This window comes from Kerstersia sp. (assembly GCF_052103615.1).
Lineage (GTDB): Bacteria > Pseudomonadota > Gammaproteobacteria > Burkholderiales > Burkholderiaceae_B > Kerstersia.
The window spans coordinates 16,849-38,479 of the sequence record NZ_JBQEKA010000019.1 but is presented as its reverse complement, the minus strand read 5'-3'; the positions used below and the strand labels follow the sequence as shown (position 1 = coordinate 38,479).

Genomic DNA, 21,631 nt, shown 5'->3' with positions numbered 1-21,631 from the left:
GGGCCCCCATCGCGCCGTCATCCGGTAGCCAGGCTGCCGGGGCCTCTTGCAGGGGCCTCTTGCAGGGGCCGTCATGGCCTGCCTGCGCGGGGCATAATATCCGTCCCGATGATTGCGCGACGGTATGTCATGGCACCCAAACTGATCCCCATTCTGCTGCTGCTGGCCTCGAATGTTTTCATGACGGTCGCCTGGTACGGGCACCTGAAGTTTCCCAACAGCCCCTTGGCCAAGGTCATACTCATCAGCTGGGGGATTGCGCTGCTGGAATATTGCCTGGCGGTGCCAGCCAATCGCCTGGGACATACGGTCTATAGCGCCGCGCAGCTCAAGACGATCCAGGAAGTCATCACCTTGGCGGTTTTCGCGGTGTTTTCCGTGGTCTATCTGAAGGAAAGCCTGACGCTGAACCACCTGGTGGGGTTTGGTTTCATTGCCTTGGGAGCTTGGTTTGTGTTCAAGGGCCCGCTATAGGCCGCATGCCGGGTGGCTGTCTCCCAGGGGCCGTGGCGGTCATCAGCCGTCGCGCCTGGCGGTTTCATGCGGTGTTGGGTTTGCGCTGGCTGCAGGGAAGGCTGGCCTCTGTTTTCGAGCCGAACATGGCCCTGGGGGACTTACCGTAATAACGGGTAAAGGCAGCAGTGAAGTTATTGGCATATTGATAGCCGACCAGCCACGCGACCTGTGACACCGGCATGCCGGATTCCAGCAGCAAAATGGCTTTGCGCATGCGCAGCGTCAAGAGCAAGTCGCCCGGGGTTTGGTTGTACATGTGCAGCATGCCTTCTTTCAGCTTGGCTTTGCCAATGCCGAACTGGACCGAGAGAAAATCCAGCGTCAGGGATTTGTCCAGGTTTTCGGTCATGAAGGCGCGAATACGTTCTATGCGCTCCGCTTCCGATGGCGAGAGGGGCGATGCGGGCCGGTAATGTTCCGGCGACAGCAGATTGAACTGCTCATTCAGCAGGCTCAGGGCGTGAATATGCAAATCGAGTTTTGAGACCGCCTGCTGGGTGGGCTTGAGATGGCTCATTAAGGCCTTGGCATGGTTCATCGCGGCCGGCGTGCTGTTGCGAAACGCCAGTTGCCGCAACTGGTGGTTGCCAAGAATGCGGCCAGCCCGGTCTTCACCGACATATTTGCTGATCAGGGTTTCGCTGGCGATCACGCGCAGTTGGGAGACGGCTGCGCCGGCTTCATAAAGCCGCTCGCCAGAAACCCCGCTGAACGAGGAAATCGTGGTGTGGCCGGCGGCGAACTCCAGGCGGGTTCTATCTTCACCCCGGTAGAGTGAACGGCCTTGCATGCCCAGCGTTATCACCATGACGCGGCCCGGGTGCATGGTGTTGCTTTCTTCAATCAGCGCGGTTGCCGGGCGATAGCTCAGGCAGCCGACGCCCAGGCCGGATTCCAGGGTGATGAAGTCGTGGACACAGTCACCCAGCTCGTCGGGCAGCCTGACGCGCATCCGTCCATCCTGCAGCTGCGCTTGTGTTTTGGTCTCATGGGCCGCGAGACGGCAAGCCAGTGAGTGCCTGCTCATGATTGCCCGCCAGACCGAGCCGATGCGTTTCGCATAGGTATTGCTTCCTTTCTCATAAGTAAATGAGACTTTTTCTTATTAGCATAAACACCGGATTCATAAACGTAAAGCGCTTTTCATCGGCGCCTCATTCCTATGCCCGGTCTTTTGCAGCAGTCCCCGTTTTCTTTCTCTTCGGCAGCCGTTGCGCAGCCGCATGCCCTGCAGTCGCTCTGGCAGATACAGCTTGCCGGTTTAAGCGCGGATGCCTTGCAGGAAGCGCTGCAAAGCCGCCTGTTCGCCTGCACGCAGGATAAGGTGACAGCCGCCGAGCTGGCCGAGCGTCTGGGCATGGAGGCGCGCCGGCTGGGCTATTGGCTGGAGCTGCTGTGGGGGATGGGCCTGCTGCAACGGGAGCAGGGCAGCGATGGCGGCGATCTGTACCGCACTCATCCTGAGATGGATCCCTGGCTGAATCCTGATTCGCCGCATTACTGCGGCGATGCCCTGCTTTTTCGTCATCAGACCTTGCGGCAGGCAGGGGCCAGGCTGCATCAGCAATTGACGGGCCAGCCGGCGGCGCGGCCGCCGCTGTCCGCCGAGGAAATTCAGCAGAACTGGGCCGACGCGGCGCGTTTGCATATCGGCCAGGAACAAAGAAATGTGACGACGGAAACGGCGCTGCGTTTGCTGGGCGGCTGGCAGCAAGGGCGCGGGCCAGGCAGGCTGCTGGATCTGGGCGGCGGCCCAGGGTGGGTTGCCATCGCTTTGGCGCAGCACTGGCCGCAGTGGCACGGGGTGATATTTGAATATCCGGCCGTGGCGCAGGTCGCTCAAGAGAATATTGAACAGGCCGGGCTGGCGCAGCGGCTGAAGGCTGTCGGGGGGGATGTCGGCCAGGATGATTTCGGCAAGGACTACGACATGATCTGGTGTTCGTCGGTTCTGCATTTCGTCCAGGATATTCCGGCGTTGCTGGCGCGTTTGCATGATGCCTTGGCACCTGGCGGCGTGCTGGTCTGCTGCCATGCGGAAATCAACCGTGAGGCGGCGGATCTGGCCGTGCTCCAGTATTACCTGAACCTGCGTATGCAGGGCCGCAGCGTTCTGGCTGCCGGGCACACTGCCAGCTTGCTGCAACAGGCCGGGTTCAGCGAGGTCGAGCAGATCGGCGCGTTGGTGTTCCCGGTTGCCCCCGTGACAGCCGTTATTGCCCGGAAAGCTGGGTGAACGCGATGATTCGTTCACGGTTTTTTGGCCTGCAATTGCTGTTCGGCTGGATGAATCTGGTACTGGCCATTCCCAGTATTTATCTTATGTTCGACATGCCGCTGGTGATGCGTCAGCACGGCTGGAGCGGTACGGAAATCGGCCTGTTCCAACTGGCAGCCCTGCCGGCCATGTTCAAGTTCCTGTTTGCCATTCCGGTGCAGCGCATCCGGCTGGGCAAAGGGCAAATGGTGCACTGGCTCTGGCTGCTGAGCCTGGGCTTGCTGGCGCTGTATTGGGCCATTGGCAGGCAGAACCTGATCGAAGAGCGCGGGCTGCTGTTCGCGCTGACCTTCGCCATCAGCATTGCCGCAACCTGGGCGGATATTCCCTTGAACGCGCTGGCCGTTCAGTGCTTGCCGCGCAGCGAGCAACTGCGCGCCGGCAGCATCCGTTCCGCCGCCTTGTTCCTGGGGGCCATCATTGGCGGCGGCATCATGATCTTGCTGCAGGCGCGGTTTGGCTGGCAGGTGCCATTCTGGCTGATGGGCTTGGCCCTGCTGTGCGGATGCCTGCCTTTTGCCTGGCTACGCAAAGCCGGGGCGGAAACGCCGCGTTCCGACCTTTCCCCTGTGACGGAGCATGGCGTGCTGGCCGACTGGGCCAGTTTTTTCAAGCAGCCGGGAGCGCGTCAATGGTCCATGCTGCTGCTGACCTGCTTTCCATTCATCGGCGCAGCCTGGCTATATCTCAAACCGCTGATGCTGGATCAGGGGATGGAGATGGAGCGCGTGGCCTTCATCGTCGGCATTCTGGGCGGCGTCATCGGTGCCCTGTTCAGCCTGATCGGCGGACGGCTGGCCCGTTCCATGGGAATCGCCCGCGCCATCACCCGCTACCTGGCCGCCGCTTTAGGGGCATTGGCCTTGCTGACTTTCAGTATCTGGGCTGGCCTGGGGCAAGGCTGGCTGATCGCCAGCGCCCTATGCATTGCCGCCAGCATGGGCGCGATATCCGCGCTGATGTTCGGTCTGACCTACTTCTTTACCCGTCGTCAACTGAATGCGGCCGATTACGGCTTGCAGACCACGCTGTTCACCCTGGTGCGTCTCGGCGTGCCGGTACTGGCGGGTTTGCTGCTGGACGCTGCCGGGCAGCTCAGCATGCTGCTTGCCCTGATGCTGGGCGTGTTGCTGGCTCTGTTCCTGGCGTTCCGTGTCCGTCAACAAGTCAGCGACAACATCCGCGATCTGCTGGATCGCAATGACTGAACCCTTCCGCTTTTTCGGAGTGAATAACGTGAAACCCAATCTTGGCAATTTTGGTCTTTTGGCGCTGGCGGCTGCGTTGGCTGGCTGCGGTGGCGGCGGCAGTGGTGACGGCGGCCATGAAGGTCCCGGGGGTGATGATACGGTCGTGGTGCCGGTCGCGCCCGAGAGCTATCGCCTGGCGGTGCAGCTCGATGGCTTGCTGGCGGGCGGCAGCATTACCTTGGTCAACGAAGATCAGCCCGGCGCCGAAGCGGTCACGCTGGCCAAAAATGGCACGTTCGTGTTTGGCCAGGCGCTCAAACCCAATGATCGCTATCGCCTCAACATTGCAGCGGTTCAAACCCCGGAAAAGGGCCAGCAATTGCAGGAGTGCGGGCTGGAACAGGGGGATGGCCAGGCGCAGGGTGAGCATAGCGAACTGGCGCCTGTCCTGGTGACGTGCAAGACCTGGACTTACTTCCCGACCTCGGGCACCGGTAACCCGCCCGGGTATAACCAGCTCTGGAAAACCGATGGCACGGCAGCAGGCACCTCGCTGGTCAAGCATTTCGCCTCCACGTCGTATATGTCAGCGATACGCAATCTGACCGTCTTCAAAAACCGGCTGTTCCTGGCTGGCGGCGATGACGAGGTGGGCAACGAGCTGTATGTGGTGGATGCCACGGGGGAGGGCGAGCCCCAGCTGATCAAGGACATCCGCGTCGGCTCGCCGGATAACATTTTCAGCCTGAGCAGCAGCCCCTCCTACCTGACTCCGGTGGGTGATCTTATGTATTTCACTGCCATGGGCGATGACCGGGTCACCCGGCTGTATTACACGGACGGCACAGTGGGCAGCGCGACACCGGTGGCGCTGGAACCGGCAGGCGCAGCGGCATGGGGGGCGCAAGACTCGGTGCAGCCGCAGCATCTTATTGCAGTGGACGGAAAGGTGTATTTCCTCGTCGTAGTGGAGCGGACGGATGCCAGCAGCGGCCAGATGGAAATCAGCCGCTGGCTGTATCGCAGCGCGCCAGGCGCAGAGACGGCCAAGCCGGTGGCGCAGGTTGCCGATCCCAGTTTGGTCAACGTGCTGACTTATAACGGCAGCGGGGCCTTGCAGCGCGTGGGGCAGGACTTGTTCTTCGTGGCCAATATTGAAAAAGAGAAAGGCCTGGAGCTTTACCGCCTGCGTCACGGTGCCGAGCGCCCGGAAAGGCTGACCGACATCCTCGACGGCAGCGCCGTGGACCACATCGGGGCCGGCACGGCGCACACGCAACCTGCCAATCTGCGCCAGCTGGGCAATAAGCTGTATTTCACGATCTCGGATCCGGCCAGGCCGCGTGAACACCTGCTCTACCGCCTGGATGCCAGCGCGGACAAACCGGCAGCAGAAGCGGTTTCCTGGCAAGACCAGGGGATCAGTATTGATAGCCCGCTGGAAATGACCAGTGACGGGCAGCGGATGTATGTCCTGACGGTGAAGGACAAGGCCGATAGCAAACAAAGCCTGTTGCAGATCACGGCGGATGGCGAGATTACGGCCATGGCGCGCTACCCGTACATCAGCCGGCCAGTCCAGAGCGGCGAGCGGGTGTATTTCATGGCAGGCGAAAAAAGGTTCGCAGAAATGTACTCCCGCTATGCCGATAAGGCAGGGGTGGTCACCCTGAAACATGGCGATGCGGAAACGGATGTGTTTGACCTGCCGATGGGCGAATACATCATCAGCCGTCCGACTTTGCCCCTGGATGCGCAGCGCGTGCTGCTGACCATAGCGAACGATGCCTGGGTGACGGACGGCACACCTGCGGGCACCCAGCAACTGCTGCCTCTGCAACATTGATTACGGATAACTGAATCATGAAAACGTCTTCTCTTCGTTTCGCCCCGGCCCTGAGCATGCTGGCCGTGAGTCTGATCCTGGCTGGCTGCGGCGGTGGCGGCAGCGGCGGCGACAGCTCGTCAGGCGGGGGTTCCACCCCCACGCCCAAACCCGATCCCGGGCAGGATACAAGCTACAGCTCCGCCAACGTCCAGGGCCTGGCATCCGGCACGCAACTGCTTATCAGCAATCGTGACAACAGCGCGCAGCGTGTGACGGTCACTGCCAATGGCACCATCAATCTGGCGCAGGCAGGCTTGGGCAGCACGCCTTTGTCCAAATTGGGTTTTCAGGCCAGCAACTCCAGCAGCAACCAGGCATATAGCGATAGTGTGAAGGGGAAAGCCAGGCTTCAGCATTGCACCGCTGCCAGCGGCAATGCGCAGGAACTGTCGATTCAATGCCGGGATTTCCTCTACTTCACCATGCAGTATGGCAATGAACTTTGGCGGACGGACGGAACGACGGATGGGACGACGCGTGTCAGCCTGCCGGTGGGGGCCAACAGTACGTCATACAGCCACATCGAATCCATGACGGCGCTTCAGGATGGACGGATTCTCTTTCCGGCGACGACGGAGAAGCATGGGCAGGAGCTTTGGATCAGCGATGGCACGGAAAGCGGCACCCGTTTGCTGCACGATATCAATCCGGACAATCAGCGCCAGGATGAAAAAGAGCGGGGCAGCTGGCCGCGTGAGTTTGTCCGCGCGGGAAACTGGGTCTATTTTTCGGCACGTGAGGGGGGCGGTCAGCCTGCAAGCTTGTGGCGCAGCAATGGAGATGTGACGGAAAAGGTATATGGCGATGCCAGCCAGATCGTCATGCCCCAGTTTTCAGCCGTGCTGGGCGATCAGCTGTATTTCCTGACTTTCAGCCATGTCAACGGGAAAGCCCGGACAGAGCTCTGGAAAACACATCCGGACAGCAAGAAAACCGAGAAAGTCATGAAGCTGAGTGATGAGTATGCAGAGGATCGCAAGTTCACTTTGCTGCAGCGTCAGCAGGATCGTGTCTATATCTCCTGGCAGAACGCCGATGGCCAGAAAGTGCTGGGCTACTTTGTGGAGGGGCAGGACGATAAGCCAGTGACCGTTTTCAATCTGGATCAGTGGTTGGCGGACGAGTTCGGCGAAGTGGATTTGCGCGCAGCACACATCACGCCGGTACGCGCATGGAAAGACCAGTTTTACTTCGAACTGAGTGTAGAGCGGGTCACGGATGCGGGCTATCAGCAGATTACCTATCGTCCAGAGCCCAATAGCGCCATGATGACACGGCAACTCTGGCGTACGGATGGCAAGCCAGCGGGCACCTATCGGGTGCCGGCACCGACAGATGGCGGCAAAGAGGTGTATTACGCAGGCACGTTGAACCTGTCGCGCCATGGCTACGACGGTTTTATGGGCAAGATGCATTTCGGCGATCTGGCCATGGATCCGGAAACGGAGCAGTTTTCTGCCGTTAGTTTCTATGACATTGCCTGGCGTCGCCAGCTGGTTGGCGACAAGCTGTTTTTCTACGGAATAGACTCCAGGCCGGCTGACGGCAGCGGGTTCGTGGCGGCGCTGTGGGTATCGGATGGTACGGTTGCCGGCACTCAGTTGGTCAAGCGGCCGGGTAGTGCCAGCGGCACGACGGCAAATATTGGAGTGACTTCGCTCAGCGATTTCGATGCACGCAGCAGCTTGTCTAATGAGCTGGGCGGCATTCTGAATAACAAGCTTGTTCTGTCGCTGGACATCAAGAAAGCAGGGCGTGACGATCGCTACCCCAGCATTCTGGTGACCGACGGTACCTTGGACGGTACGCGGGTGCTGAAAGAAATCATTGACTGATCTCTGAACCAGGTGCCAGCTCAGGCCGCCAGGCCAGGGCTGGCACCGCTGTATTCATAAGGCGCCGCAGGCGCCGCGTCAGACAGCGGAAGCGCCTTGGCCTTGGGGCCGGGCTGCTCTGCCGTGCTGCAACCGTAGCGGCCGAGCGTACCGGTACGGCCCAGGAACACATCATGCCTTCATCGACCTTGCTGCGCTATGGCCCGCTGGCCAGCGCCCTGCTGTTTGCCTGCCCGCCCGCGCTGGCGCAGGACACGGATAATGATTCGCCAACCGAAGAGGTTTCAACGCTGGATGCCGTGCTGGTCCAGGGTAAAACCCCGATGCCTGACAGCTTCCTGCAGGATATTTCCTCTGTGCAAATGGAACGGGAAGCGATTGAAAATTACAAAGGGACTTCGGTCGGGGATTTGGTCAAGGGCCTGAACGGTGTCTATACCGGAGAAGCCCGCAATTCCGGGGCATTGGACCCCAATATCCGCGGCGTGCAGGGGACAGGACGTGTGCCGGTGCTGGTGGATGGCACGGAGCAGTCCACGACCGTCTGGCTGGGCGCGCAGGGCGGTGTCAGTAATCGCTCTTATGTGGATCCGAATCTGGTCGGCGGCATCAGCGCCGAAAAAGGCCCGTCGCTGGAAAATGGCAGCGGGCTGGGCGGCACGATACGCATCCGGACGCTGGATGTGGATGATCTGCTGCCGCCGGATGAGCGTTTCGCCTTCGAATTGAAAACCGAGACGGCCACCGGGACGGTGAAGGCTCCGGCTGGCCTGGACCGTTTCCATGGCAAGGATTACCGCGATATACCGGGCGCCTATGGCGCCGGATCATTCGCGAATGACCTGGGTGTGATATTGCCCGCCAGCAGCGGCGCTCAGGCCTTGCCCAGGCGGCGCAGCGGTAACGGCGGGCTGAATTTGGATGATGCTTCCTGGCGCGTGGCGGCGGCGGCCCGGCAGGAACATTACGATTTGCTGGCGGCCTATAGCTTCCGCCGCAGCGGCAACTATTTCAGCGGTACCCGCGGCGCCAGTAAATATGAAAAAACGGATTGGCTGACTCACGCTTATTTCTCGCAGCGCGAAAATCCCAATGATCCGTCGGCCTTGCGCGATTACGTCGCCAATGTTTTCCAGCCGGGCCAAGAGGTGCTCAACACCCATAACGAAACCGAGTCCGTCTTGCTGAAGGGGGCTTTATATCTGCCCGCTGATCAGACCTTGCGCCTGAATTACATGCGGACCGAGCAGCGCTATGGCGAAAACGCGGCGGATATCAGTACCTATATCACCATGGGCGAGTACCAGGACGGGCGCTTGCCCGTGGTGCCGGACTCCACCCTGACGCAGCAAACCTGGAAGCTGGGGTACCGCTGGGACCCGGTGGACAACCCTTGGATAGACCTGGATATCAATCTCTGGAAGACGGATAGCCGGGCATTTCGCCATGACAACGGCGGCGTTGCCTGGGCGCTGGCGGAAGGCCAGATCGACCGCCCCTATGACAATTACCGGCGCTGCAATGATTTTCGCCAGTCGTTTCCCGAACAGGCGGAATGGGATGACATGGTATGCCGGCAGTGGCAGGACAAGGGCGAGATGAGCCGGACTCCCGATGCGAATATCGAGGGCACGGTGATTGATAAATCATGGCAGCTCAGCCGCCACGGGAAAACGGGCTTCAACGTGGGCAACCGCTTCCGGCTGCATCCCGATCTGAGCCTGAATGTCGGCGCTGATCTGGTGCGTGAGGATCTGGATGAAAGCCACGCCATGGAGGGGCAGCACAGCTTCAATGAAAATGTGATCTGGCGGGATTACATGGGTGCCCGATCGGGGAAACGCCAGGAATACAGCGCCCGCTTTTCCCTGGATTGGGCGATTACGCCCCGGCTGCAATTGACCGCCGGGGCGCGCTACAGCCGTTACTGGTCCAAGGATGAAAAGCTGGCAGAGAAACGCCGCGATCAGACCTGGGCGCGTCACAACAAGATTACCCATTCGGTGCTGTCGTATGCGATGTACCTGACGGAAGATCAGGTGGCGCAATTACAGCACTACCAATCACGCCGCGATGAAATCGACCAGGCCGCGCGCACTGAAACGCTGACGGATGAACAGCGCGCCTTTGCGCGTGAGTCGCAACAGTGGCTGGATGCCTTGACCCAGGGCTACATTGCCCGCACGGATGCCGACCGCGAGGCCAATAGCCATCGTGTGTTTTACGGCTTGCCTGGCGACAACAATTTCGGCCGGTATGTCACCCTCAATGGGGCGACGTATCTGGGCAGCTATAGCCATGGCCATACCCAGGGGCCGCTGGCTGTCATGGTGCCCACGCCCGATCTGGATCACCGGGGCTATGCCGACAACAACCCCTTTGCCAATGGCACTTTCGACATCAATGAGAAAGTGACCGATGCCAATGGGGTGGAGCATTACAAGTATCTGGTGCCCGGTTACTACGATCAGAATACCGGGGAGCGGACCGAATATCGCTCCAATGCCAGCGATTTGCTGTGGGTGCAGGGCATGACGGGTTATGTGCACTCCAGCGGCTGGCTGACTGAGGAACTGCCCAAGGACGAGCGCTATCCCTTGCCCGACAAGCGCAGCAATGACGCCTGGGCGCCGATGCTGGGCCTGACCTGGTTCATGACTGACCATAGCCGCGTCTATGCCCGTTATGCCGAATATGTGCGTTTTCCCAGCGTATTCGAGGACTTCCAGAGCGCTTTCGGCTTATTGGGCAGCCGCGACGACTATCACCTGAAAGCGGAGCGAACCCGCAATATCGAGCTTGGCGTCGTGCAGGATATGACGCCCTGGTTCCCGTCGCTGGATGCCTTCGATCTGCGCTTGAATTATTACCGCAACCGTATCGAGAACTTCATCGACCGCAATGACAACTACATGGTGGTGCAGTTCGATGAAAAGCGCCTGGAAGGGCTGGAGTTTCTCGCGTCCGCCGACGGCGGGTCATGGTTTGGCGGCCTGGGCGTCAGCTATCGCCTGAAAAACAAACTGTGCGATGCCGATTACGCTTCGGCGCTGGATCCGTTCTTCAATACCCGTTTCAACACCTGCGTCACTGCCGGTTTTCCGCTGACGTTCACCCGTACCAGCCTGGAGCCGGACTATTCCATCACGCTGGATGGCGGCCTGCGTTTGCTGGAGCGCAAGCTGGAGCTGGGCGCCCGCGCGATTTATCACAGCCGCGCCAGCAATAAAGACGAAGAACGCTGGATTGAGGCGGGCAATTTCGGCGTCATCACGATGAACCAGCCCTATCGCTGGCAGCCCATTCTGGTGGTCGATCTCTATGCCCAATACCGTGTCAACCGCCATTTGCGCCTCAACGCCGGTATCAACAACCTGACGGATCTCTATTACCTGGATCCTTTGGCACGCATGACGCAACCTGCGCCCGGGCGTTCGTTCAAGCTGGGCATGACCCTGAGTTTCTAAGGAAGGATGATGCTAAGACTGACCCGGCATCCCATATCGCATGCCCTGCGCACGCGTGATGTTTCGTTTTGCTGCCTGAGCGCAGTGTGTTGCCTGATGATTGCGCCCGGCGCATCCGCCCAAACCCTTGCAGACACGCCCGCAGGCGCACCGGCGCCTGCGGTGGCGCAGGACGATGTCCAGGCGCTCGATGCCAACGTGGTATATGGCGTCCGTTCCCGGGACGAGGCCGGGCGGGATGAGGTTTTCCAGAAAGACGTGTCGAATGTCTATGTGGGCAAAGAAGAGATCGAGCGTTACCGCGGCACATCGGCAGCAGACTTGTTCAAGGGGCTCAACGGGGTTTACAGCAACGATGCGCGCAATGGCGGCGCGCTGGACCCGAACATTCGTGGCATCCAGGGCGAAGGCCGCGTGCCTGTGACCGTGGACGGCACGGAGCAAGCCATGTCGGTCTGGCTGGGCCCTGCGGGGGTGGCGAACCGCAATTACCTGGATCCTTACATGATCAGCAGCATCATGGTGGAAAAAGGGCCGTCCATGACGCGCGGTGTGCAAAGCGGCATAGGCGGGGCGGTACAGATACGCACCCTGATGCCGGAAGATATCATCCGCGAGGATTCGGACTGGGGCATGGAACTCAAGGCCGAGACGGCCAATAACAGCACCTCGGTCGATAAGTCGGCGTTCGGCATCTATGGCATGGATTACCGCGATATTCCCGGGGCAACCGTCAATCCCGGTTACAACCACCTGGGGCTGCCTACCTTGCCTGGCGGGCGCGATAGCCCCCGGTCTGGCGGCAAACTGCCAGGCTTCAATCTGGAGGACCGGGCCTGGCGTCTGGCGCTGGCCACCCGGCAGGAATATTTCGATTTTCTGGCGGCCTATAGCTACCGGAGCCGGGGCAATTATTTCAGCGGCAAACGCGGCAGCAGCGCCTACAACACCGATCATTGGCGCGATGGCCTGACCGATGCGGGTAATACCGACGCCAATCTGAATTTGACGCCGTATCTGGCCCAGCTTTACCGCCCAGGCGACGAAGTGGCGAATTCGGCCAGCGAAAATGAGTCCTTGCTGCTGAAGGGCGGGGTGTACCTGCCGGACAATCAGGTGCTGCGCTTCAATTACATGGATACCGATCTGTCATTTGGCGAAGCCATGCAATGGGTGGTGCAATCGGCCATGCAGAGCGCGGATAAACGGACAGACCCGTTTTATATCCAGATGCCGCATTCCAGCGTCACACAGAAAACCTATGGTTTGAACTACAGCTGGCAGCCGGAGCAAGCGGAATGGATCAATCTTGAACTGGGTGTGTGGCGCACCAGCAATCACAGTGAGCGGCATCAAAATGGTGACTGGCCATGGGGCGTGCTGGGGCCGGACCGTGGTGACGGCGCCCGCTATGGCGACCGGGCATGGGATCTCTACACCGATTGCCACGTCAGAAAGGACGCGCAGAAAATCGCGGATGGTGGGTGCGCCGGGGTCTCGGGGACGCCGCCAGTGCGTGAGGATGGCCGTTTCGAAGTCGTGCCGCTATCGCTGATTGTGTCGGATCACAGGCGGCAGGGTGTGAACGCCAGCAATCTGTTTACGCTCAGTCCGGCGGTCAGCCTGCTGGTCAGCGGCGATTTCCAGAAGGAAGAACTGGCGCAGGCCGATGCCTACGATAATGAATCGAATGATGTGAATATGGGCAGCCGTATCATGGGGCCGCGATCCGGCCGGCGCAGCCAGCACGGGCTCACGATGAATCTGGAGTGGGCGGCGACATCCTGGCTCAGTGTTTCCGCTGGCGCCCGCTATGCCAGCTATTGGTCGTTTGATGACGGCCTGGACCGCTACCGTACGGAGCGCAGCGGCCTGGGCGGCTTCGGCGCGCAGCGCAATATCGTGACCCACAAGCGGGTGCCCTACCTGCAGTTGCTGGATGACGCGGATATGCAGCTTTTGGAGGATTACAACCAGCGCCAGCACAATTATCAGCAAGGCGTCATTACCTATCAGCAGATGGCCGACATTGCCACGCGTTTTGGGGAGCGGCAGCAGGAGCTGAAGACAGTCCCTAACCGGGGCAGTACGACGGAAATCAATGGCGTGAAGTATTGGCAGGCCAATCTGCATATTCCGTATCTGTACGAAAAGCATCAGGGCTTCATTGAGAACGACCCTTTCCTGAACGGGAACATGAGTTTTGATGAGATGGTGGAAAATCCTCAAGGCCAGACCGGCAGCTATGCCAAGTACCGCCTGCCCGATCCGGTGCAGGATAATCCGGGCAATGTGACGCAGCCGGTTCCGCAGGTCGATCGCTGGGCGCCGGTGGAAAAACACCGGGGCAGCGGCTGGGCGCCTATGCTGGGGATGACCGCTTATGTGACGCCGGATATCCGCTTGTATGCGCGCTATGCGGAAGCCATCCGCTTTCCTTCCATTTATGAGGATACTCAAAGCAGCAATGCCTATGGCGTGACCCTGGAAGGAACGAGTTCGGTGCGCCCGGAACGGGCCAGGAACTGGGAGTTTGGCTATGTGCACGATTTGGCCGCCTATTTCCCCAGTTTCCGCCATGTGGATGTGCGCCTGAACTATTTCCGCAACAGCATCCGTCATTTCATCGACCGGGACGATAATTTCAATATCGTGCAGTTTGATAAAAAAGAGTTTTCAGGCATTGAATTCCTGAGCCGCTGGGATAGCGGCGGCTGGTATGCCAATATCGGCACGACGTATCGTCTGGATCAGAAGGTCTGCGACGCTGATTACGCAGCGGCGAATTACGATCCCTATTTCGGCCGTGCGATGGAAAGCTGCGTGGCAGCAGGCTTTCCGCAGACCAATGCGCGTATCAGCCTGCAGCCCAAGTATTCGATAGACCTGAGCCTGGGCGCGCGCTTTCTGGATGACCGGCTGCATGTCGGCGGCCGCATGATTTATCACAGCGAGGCGAAGAACAAACAGGAAGCAAGATGGCTGGAGCAAGGCCGGATCAGCTGGTCCAACACGACAACCAAGCCTTTTTACTGGAACAGCATCCGCACTTTTGATGCGTTTGCCAATTACCGGCTGAACGATGCTGTGAGCCTGGATGCCAGCATTACCAACATCACCAATGAGTACTATCTGGATCCGCTGGCGCGTACCACCTTGCCCGCGCCTGGCAGGACGATCCGTTTCGGCTTGACGCTGAATTTGTAAGCCTGGACGCAAGGGCCTGGGGCAGGGCGCGGGTGCCTGCCCCCCCCGTATGGCGGTCTGTATGGCAGCTGATAGGTTCCGGCCCTTGGGCCGGAACTTTTCACATTACTTGATGGCTTTCAAGCCTTCCAGCACCAGCGTGGTGGCGATATCCGCATATTCCTCGCGGCTGACCGGGCCATCGGGGCGGAACCACATATAGACCCAGTTCAGCATGCCGAACAGCGACATGGTGACGGGTTTGAGCAAGGGGCGGTGTTCGTCCAGTTGCGGATTGATTTCGTGGATGACCGCAGAAATCCTGCGCACGATGCGGCGTTCCAGCAGGTTGAGCTCCTGGGCCTGTTCATCGGTCAGTGAGCCGGAGCGGTTGAGCTGCACCTTGTGCATATCGTCCGCATCGCGGTAGCACTCAAGAATCTGGCGCACCAGTTTGCGCAGCCGGGTTTCCGCATCGTCGCCCTTGCTTTCTTCTTCGGTGACTTCCAGCGCATGGTCCAGCTCTTCGAGATGGCTGCGGATGATGTCAAAGATCAGGGCGTCTTTGCTGGGGTAATAGTGGTAGAGCAGTGCCTTCGAGACTTTGCTGCGTGAGGCGATCTGTGCCATGGATGCCTTTTCCATGCCCAGTTCCGCAAAAACTGCGGCGGCGCTGGTCAGGATGCTGCGCTGTTTTTCTTCGAAATCTGCCGCGCGCGTGCGTGCCATGCTGATATATCGTCCTATTAATCGTCATTATTCTAAGGGGCCAACTACGGCAGGCGCTGCGGTGCTGACTGCCGCATGGCGGCAATGCGGCACCGTGTGGTCCGGGCTTCATCCAGGCGCCCAGGCATACTGGGGGCCGGACGGCAGGAGCGCATCGGCGGCAATCCCAGGGGCAACGCCGGGAAGGCGTGCGCCTGTGCCGCGGATAGGCATCCAGGGGCCGCAGCGTGCTGCGCGCCCATTCTGGCCTGGCGGTTCAGCGCGGCATGCGGCGTGTTGCCAGAATGCCGCTGAATGCCGCCACTGAGTGGCGATGTTACCGCATTCCGCTGTGCGGGCCGCCGATATCCGGGCGGCCGGTGTTGGCGATGGCCCGGTTTTGGTGCCGGGCCAGGTGGCGTTTTAGTCTGGCCGGGCCTGGCCAGGCTGGCTGCGGATCCCGGCTTTTGGTGGAATAGCCGGGCCGGCAAATCAGCGTTTGGGCCGGTTATCGACGACGCGCTTGGCCTTGCCTTCGGAACGCACCACCGCGCCTGGCAGCGTGACATCCACCAGCGTGCTGATGCCGACAATGCTCTTGATGTGATGCGCCAATTCCTTGGCGGAACGCGAGCGGGCCTGTTCGTCGCAGGCATCGGCCTGGCATTCGACATGCACCGTCATGTTGTCCATGCGGCCATTGCGGCTCAGTTCGATCTGGAAGTGCGGTGCCAGACCCTTGCACTTGAGGATCTGCTCTTCGATCTGAGTCGGGAACACGTTCACGCCGCGCAGGATGATCATGTCGTCGCTGCGGCCGGTGATTTTCTCCATACGGCGCATGGTGCGGGCCGTGCCCGGCAGCAGGCGCGTCAGGTCGCGGGTGCGGTAACGGATGATGGGCAAGCCTTCCTTGGTCAGGGTGGTGAACACCAGTTCGCCCTGTGAGCCGTCAGGCAGCACTTCACCCGTGACAGGATCTATGACTTCCGGGTAGAAGTGGTCTTCCCAGATATGCAGGCCATCTTTGGTTTCCACGCATTCGTTGGCCACGCCCGGGCCCATGACTTCCGACAGGCCGTAGATGTCCACGGCATGCATGTCGAAGGCCTGTTCGATTTCCAGGCGCATGGCGTTGGTCCAGGGCTCGGCGCCGAAGATGCCGACGGCCAGAGAGCATTCACGCGGATCCATGCCCTGGCGTTTGAATTCATCCAGAATGGACAGCATGTAGGACGGCGTCACCATGATGATGCGGGCCTGGAAGTCATTGATGAGCGACACCTGACGCTCGGTCATGCCGCCGGAGATGGGGACCACGGTGCAGCCCAGTTTTTCCGCGCCATAGTGAGCGCCCAGGCCGCCGGTAAACAGGCCATAGCCGTAGGCGTTGTGCATGACGTCGCCCGGGCGGCCGCCGGCTGCGCGGATACAGCGCGCCATCACGGTGGCCCAGATGTCGATGTCATTGCGGGTATAGCCGACCACGGTGGGCTTGCCGGTGGTGCCCGACGAGGCATGGATACGCACGAGCTGTTCGCGCGGCACGGCGAACATGCCGAAGGGATAGGTATCGCGCAGGTCGGTTTTGTAGGTGAAGGGGAATTTGGAAAGATCAGACAGCGTTTTCAGGTCGGACGGATGGACGCCGGCGTCATCGAAACGCTTGCGGTAGAACGGGGAGTTCTCGTAAGCGTGGGTCAGCGACCATTTCATGCGCTCCAGCTGGAGCGCGGCCAGTTCATCGCGCGAAGCGATTTCAATCGGATCGAGATCCTCTTTGCGAGGCGCCAGGTTTTCCATGCTTGTCTCCTGCTATGGCTTCTGATTCTTGCACTAGTTGGCGGCGCGCTGCCGCGCCGCAGTCTGGTTATCTCGTGCCGGTCTGATGCCGGCAGCGGGTATTCAGGGGGTGGCTTCTGGCAGCAAAGTGCCTTTGATCGTGCGGGCATGGCCGCGGAATTCGGCAATATGGGCGCCATCCTGGTTGCGGATGACCACGTCATAAATACCGCTGCGGCCGTTGCGGCTGATTTCACGCGCTGTCGCGGTCAGAATGTCGTTTTCGAACGCAGGGGCGAGAAAACTGACCGAGCAATGCTGCGCCACCGTGCGCTGGTTATAGGTATTGCAGGCGAAGGCGAAGGCCGAATCGGCCAGCGTGAACATATAGCCGCCGTGACAGGTGCGGTGGCCGTTGAGCATGCTGGCGTCTATGCGCATCTGGATGGCGGCGGTGCCGGGGCCGACTTGCTCCAGGTCCAGCTTCATGTCCAGATGCTGGGTGGCGCGGTCGTCCTTCCACATGGCTTCGGCGCAGGCGCGCGCCAGGGCTTGCGGGCTCAGGGTGCTGATGTCCATCTCAGTTCCCCTTGAAAACGGCCGGGCGCTTGTCGAGGAAAGCGGCGACGCCTTCGGCGTAATCCTGGCTGCGGCCGGCTTCGCGCTGCCAATCGCGTTCGAGTTCGAGCTGCTGGTCCAGGCTGTTGGTGGCGGCCGCCTGAATGGCGAGTTTGGTCAGGCCCAGGCCGCGAGTCGGGCCTTGCGCCAGTTGCTGCGCCAGTTTCAGGGCTTCGTCTTGCAGGGCTTCGTCGTCCACGGCACGCCAGATCAGGCCCCAGTCGGCCGCCGTTTCGGCATTCAGCGGCGCAGCGGTGAGCGTCAGCGCTTTGGCGCGGGCTTCGCCCAGCAGGCGCGGCAGGCTCCAGGTACCGCCGGAATCCGGGATCAGGCCGATCTTGGAAAAGGCCTGGATGAAGCGCGCCGAGCGCGCGGCCAGGACAATATCGCAGACCAGCGCCAGATTGGCGCCCGCCCCGGCAGCCACGCCATTGACGGCGCAGATCACGGGTTTTTCCAGGCGGCGGATCTGGCGCACCAGCGGGTTGTAGAACTGTTCGATGGTGGCGCCCAGATCGGGGGCCTGGCCGCCGCTCTTGCGCGGGTCGCGGTCGCCCAGATCTTGGCCGGCGCAGAAACCGCGGCCGGCGCCAGTCAGCAAGACGGCGCGCACGGCGCTGTCCTGCTCGGCGCGATCCAGCCCGGCGCGCAGCGCCAGGTGCATGGTTTCATTGAATGAATTGAGCTTGTCAGGACGGTTCAGCGTCAGGCGCAGCACGCCTTGCTCCAGGCTGACGAGCACGGTGTCGTGAGAGGATTGCTCCACGTTGTCTCCTTCGTTTTTTTACCGCCGGGCCATCTATTCCGGCATCAGGCTACCAGCGACGGTAGCAGACGGAACGGAGGCACGGGGCCGTATTTTTTTTCGCCGGATTTTTTCCGGTGGTCCTGGGGCGCCATTTTCACAGCTTGATGGCGCTTGGGTATTCGGGTTCCTACTATTGCATAAACCGTCCGGTCGGTCAATAATTCCCTGGCACTCTTCAACATGGGAAAAACCAGTATGTCCAGCCTGTTTGATCAGCACCGCGCCACGCTTGATTCGGCCCTTGCAGCCATACGCGAACGGGGGTTCTGGACCGCCTATCCAGAGGTGCCCAGCGGCAAGATTTATGGCGAACACGCCAAGCAGGAAGGCCTGTCCAGCTATGAAGCGCGCCTCAATGGCGACTTTGAATTGCCCGGTCACCCGGAGCAGCGCCGGGTGGGCGCGGAAGTGTCGCCTTTCCTGGGAACGGCAGCCGCGGGCGCGCTGGGTATCCGCTATCCGGCGGCCGACGCCGACTTGCTGGTGAGCCATTCGCAGGCTGCCGCAGCAGCCTGGGCCAATACCAGCGCCGAAGCCCGTGTGGGCATTTGCCTGGAAATCCTGGCCCGCCTGAACCGCCGCAGTTTTGAAATGGCCAATGCCGTGATGCATACCTCCGGCCAGGCGTTTCCGATGGCATTTCAGGCTGGCGGCCCGCACGCGCAGGACCGCGGCCTGGAGGCCCTGGCCTATGCCTGGGAAGAAATGCAGCGTATTCCTGCCAGCGCGCGCTGGGTCAAGCCGCAGGGCAAGGCCGGTGACATCGTGATGGATAAGCACTGGCGCATCGTGCCGCGTGGCGTGTCCCTGCTGATCGGTTGCCAGACGTTCCCGACCTGGAACAGCTATTCCGGCCTGTTCGCCAACCTGGCAACCGGCAATACCGTGATTGCCAAGCCGCACCCGGCAGCCATTCTGCCCATGGCGCTGACGGTCCTGGTGGCGCGCGAAGTGCTGGCGGAGCAAGGCTTGCCGCCCGATGTGGTGCTGCTGGCAGCGGAAGAGCCGGGCGAGGGCCTGGCCAAGGCGTTTGCCGAGCACGCGGGGGTCGCTCAGATCGACTACACCGGGTCGGGCGAGTTCGGCCTATGGCTGCGCCGCCATGCCGCCACGCCGCTGGTCTATACCGAAGAAGCAGGTGTGAACAGTATCGTGATCGCGGCCACCGACAATTTCGATGCCATGTGCCAGAACATCGCGTTTTCGCTGTCGCTCTACAGCGGCCAGATGTGTACCGCGCCGCAGAATCTGTTCGTGCCGCGCGACGGCATTCTGGCAGGCGGCGAGCGCAAGTCTTTTGATGAAGTCGCCGCAGGTATCGTGGCGGCGGTGGATGGCCTGCTGGCCGACCCGGCGCGCGCGATTGCCGTGGCGGGCGCCATCGCCAATACCGATACGCTGGGCCGGGTGGCCGACGCGCGCGCCCTGGGCCGTGTCGTGCGTGATTCTGCGCCGGTGGCTGGCGCAGGCGCGGCGCGCACCGCAACGCCGCTGATGGTGGCGGTTGATGCCGATGCCGCCGGGGCCTATGAAGCTGAACGTTTCGGCCCTATCTCTTTTGTCGTGGCCGTGGACGATGCCGCCGACGGCGTGCGCCGCGCCGCGAGCCTGGCGCGCCGCAAGGGGGCTATTACGGCGGCGCTGTATGACACCAGCGAAGCAGGCATCCTGGATGCCGCCGATGCCTTTGCCGAGGCGGGCGTCAATCTGTCGGTGAATCTGCTGGGGGGCATCTTCGTCAACCAGAGCGCCGCCTTCAGCGATTTCCATGTGACCGGCGCCAACCCGGCGGGCAATGCCTGCTTTGCCGATAGCGCTTTCGTTGCCAACCGCTTTCGTGTGGTGATGTGGCGCCGTCCGGCGCCAGCCAGCGCCTGACGCATCGGGTTTTATATCCAGGCGCCCGCAAAGAGGCGCCGGATCGGGCCGGCATGCCGTGCCATTGCAGTTCACAGGGGTTTCTGTGTCTGGCAGCCTGGGCCATTGGAAGAGCCCGGCGCCTATAGGCAGTTCATTTCATAAACTGGAGGGAGACAACATGAAGCAATTCAACAAAAAGAATGTGTTCAAGCTGGCCGGCGCGGTAGCGCTGGCCTGGTGTGCGGCCGGTACGGCCAGCGCCGATATCCTGATCGGTTCGACGGTGTCGGCGACCGGCCCGGCATCCTTCCTGGGCGAGCCCGAGGCGCGCACCCTGAAAATGCTGGTGGACGACATCAATGCCAAGGGCGGCGTTCAGGGCGAGAAGATCAAACTGGTTGCCTATGACGACGGCGGCGACCCGAACAAAGCGCGCACGTTCGCCACGCGCCTGATTGAAGACGATGAAGTCGTCGCGGTGATTGGCGGCACGACCACCGGCACCACGATGTCCATCATCCCGGTGGTTGAGGAAGCTGGCGTGCCTTTCATTTCGCTGGCAGGCGCCATTGAAATCATTCAGCCGGTGCGCAAGCACACCTTCAAGACCCCGCATACCGACCGTATGGCTTGCGCCAAGATTTTCGAGGACATGAAAGCGCGCAAGCTGACGAAGATCGGCCTGCTGTCGGGGTCGGACAGCTTCGGCGCCTCCATGCGCAAGCAGTGCCTGGATATTGTGGGCGATTACGGCATCACTATCGTGGGCGATGAAACCTTCGGCCCGGCCGATGCTGATATGACGCCGCAGCTGACCAATCTGCGCAACAAGGATGGCATTCAGGCCATCCTGAACCTGGGCATGGGCTCAGGCCCTGCCATCGTGACGCGCAACTATGCGCAGCTGGCAGTGGATATGCCGCTGTATCAGTCGCATGGCGTGGCATCCGATGCCTTTATTGAACTGGCCGGCGCCAAGGCAGCCGAAGGCGTGCGCTTGCCGGGCACGTCGCTGCTGGTGGCCGGGCAGCTGGCAGAAGACGATCCCCAGCGTGCCGTGGTGCAAGCCTACAAGCAGCGCTACGAGGGTGACACCGGCAAGCCGGTTTCGACCTTCGGCGGCTATGCCCATGATGCGCTGTACCTGATTGTGGATGCCATCAACCGTGCGGGCAAGGCCGAACCGGCAGCGATCCGTGACGCGCTGGAATCGACTGCCGGCTATATGGGCACCACGGGCAGCTTCACCATGACGCCGCAGGATCACCTGGGCCTGGACCTGAGCGCTTTCCGCATGCTGGAAATCCGTGATGGCGGCTGGAAAATCGTCGAATAACTGAACGACATTCCGGCGCTTGCCTCTGGCCCGGCGCGGGGCCTGGCCAGAGGCAAGACGAACGGGGCCATGCTTTGCGCGCTGCCTGATGGCGGCGCCGGGGCCGCGGCCCATCGTAGCGCCGAAGATTCCCCCGCCAGGCTGGCCGCATGGCAAGCC

General features: G+C 61.0%; 14 protein-coding genes. 9 read left to right on the top strand and 5 right to left on the bottom strand.

The window, feature by feature from the left end; all coding sequences use genetic code 11:
* Nucleotides 1-129: 129 nt before the first annotated feature.
* The gene (locus tag ACTJGZ_RS06815; protein WP_068371661.1) at nt 130-474 is read left to right on the top strand and encodes a DMT family protein; all 345 of its coding nucleotides are present in this window, start codon (nt 130-132) and stop codon (nt 472-474) included.
* Nucleotides 475-538: 64 nt separating this feature from the next.
* On the opposite strand, the gene ACTJGZ_RS06810 is transcribed toward ACTJGZ_RS06815, so the two are convergent.
* Nucleotides 539-1,543 (bottom strand): helix-turn-helix domain-containing protein, encoded by a 1,005-nt coding sequence (locus tag ACTJGZ_RS06810; RefSeq protein WP_441662187.1) that lies wholly within the window; start codon nt 1,541-1,543, stop codon nt 539-541.
* A gap of 135 nt (nt 1,544-1,678) precedes the next feature.
* Between ACTJGZ_RS06810 and ACTJGZ_RS06805 the strand changes: the two genes are divergently transcribed.
* The 6 genes from ACTJGZ_RS06805 (at nt 1,679) to ACTJGZ_RS06780 (ending at nt 14,381) form a co-directional block, all read left to right on the top strand.
* Entirely contained in the window at nt 1,679-2,752 is a 1,074-nt protein-coding gene (locus ACTJGZ_RS06805) for a class I SAM-dependent methyltransferase (protein WP_441662186.1), read from the top strand.
* A gap of 5 nt (nt 2,753-2,757) precedes the next feature.
* Entirely contained in the window at nt 2,758-4,002 is a 1,245-nt protein-coding gene (locus ACTJGZ_RS06800) for an MFS transporter (RefSeq protein WP_441662193.1), read from the top strand.
* A gap of 28 nt (nt 4,003-4,030) precedes the next feature.
* Nucleotides 4,031-5,830 (top strand): hypothetical protein, encoded by a 1,800-nt coding sequence (locus ACTJGZ_RS06795; protein ID WP_441662185.1) that lies wholly within the window; start codon nt 4,031-4,033, stop codon nt 5,828-5,830.
* Between the two features lie 17 nt (nt 5,831-5,847).
* Entirely contained in the window at nt 5,848-7,707 is a 1,860-nt protein-coding gene (locus ACTJGZ_RS06790) for a hypothetical protein (RefSeq protein WP_441662184.1), read from the top strand.
* 173 nt (nt 7,708-7,880) lie between these two features.
* On the top strand, nt 7,881-11,174 hold the full coding sequence (locus tag ACTJGZ_RS06785; protein ID WP_068371678.1) for a TonB-dependent receptor domain-containing protein: 3,294 nt from the start codon (nt 7,881-7,883) through the stop codon (nt 11,172-11,174).
* 96 nt (nt 11,175-11,270) lie between these two features.
* The gene (locus ACTJGZ_RS06780) at nt 11,271-14,381 is read left to right on the top strand and encodes a TonB-dependent receptor domain-containing protein (protein WP_441662183.1); all 3,111 of its coding nucleotides are present in this window, start codon (nt 11,271-11,273) and stop codon (nt 14,379-14,381) included.
* 105 nt (nt 14,382-14,486) lie between these two features.
* Here the strand turns inward: ACTJGZ_RS06780 and ACTJGZ_RS06775 are convergent, their stop codons facing one another.
* From ACTJGZ_RS06775 to paaG, 4 genes are all read right to left on the bottom strand, one after another.
* Nucleotides 14,487-15,089: a TetR/AcrR family transcriptional regulator gene (locus tag ACTJGZ_RS06775; protein ID WP_068371681.1), complete on the bottom strand. Its 603-nt coding sequence runs from the start codon at nt 15,087-15,089 to the stop codon at nt 14,487-14,489.
* A 471-nt stretch (nt 15,090-15,560) separates the two neighbouring features.
* Complete coding sequence (gene paaK, locus ACTJGZ_RS06770) at nt 15,561-16,871, bottom strand: phenylacetate--CoA ligase PaaK (RefSeq protein ID WP_068371685.1); 1,311 nt, start codon at nt 16,869-16,871, stop codon at nt 15,561-15,563.
* Nucleotides 16,872-16,973: 102 nt separating this feature from the next.
* Nucleotides 16,974-17,429 carry a hydroxyphenylacetyl-CoA thioesterase PaaI gene (paaI, locus tag ACTJGZ_RS06765; RefSeq protein ID WP_441662182.1) on the bottom strand — a complete coding sequence of 152 codons (456 nt, stop codon included), beginning with the start codon at nt 17,427-17,429 and terminating at the stop codon, nt 16,974-16,976.
* 1 nt (nt 17,430) lies between these two features.
* Nucleotides 17,431-18,234, bottom strand: coding sequence for a 2-(1,2-epoxy-1,2-dihydrophenyl)acetyl-CoA isomerase PaaG (gene paaG / locus ACTJGZ_RS06760; RefSeq protein ID WP_127773287.1), 804 nt, complete (start codon nt 18,232-18,234; stop codon nt 17,431-17,433).
* A gap of 237 nt (nt 18,235-18,471) precedes the next feature.
* Here paaG and paaN point away from each other — a divergent pair, with 237 nt between their 5' ends.
* Both paaN and ACTJGZ_RS06750 read left to right on the top strand, forming a co-directional pair.
* Nucleotides 18,472-20,154, top strand: a complete 1,683-nt coding sequence (paaN, locus tag ACTJGZ_RS06755; protein ID WP_441662181.1) for a phenylacetic acid degradation protein PaaN — start codon at nt 18,472-18,474, stop codon at nt 20,152-20,154.
* A 160-nt stretch (nt 20,155-20,314) separates the two neighbouring features.
* The gene (locus ACTJGZ_RS06750; RefSeq protein ID WP_127773289.1) at nt 20,315-21,472 is read left to right on the top strand and encodes an ABC transporter substrate-binding protein; all 1,158 of its coding nucleotides are present in this window, start codon (nt 20,315-20,317) and stop codon (nt 21,470-21,472) included.
* The last annotated feature ends 159 nt before the right edge of the window (nt 21,473-21,631 follow it).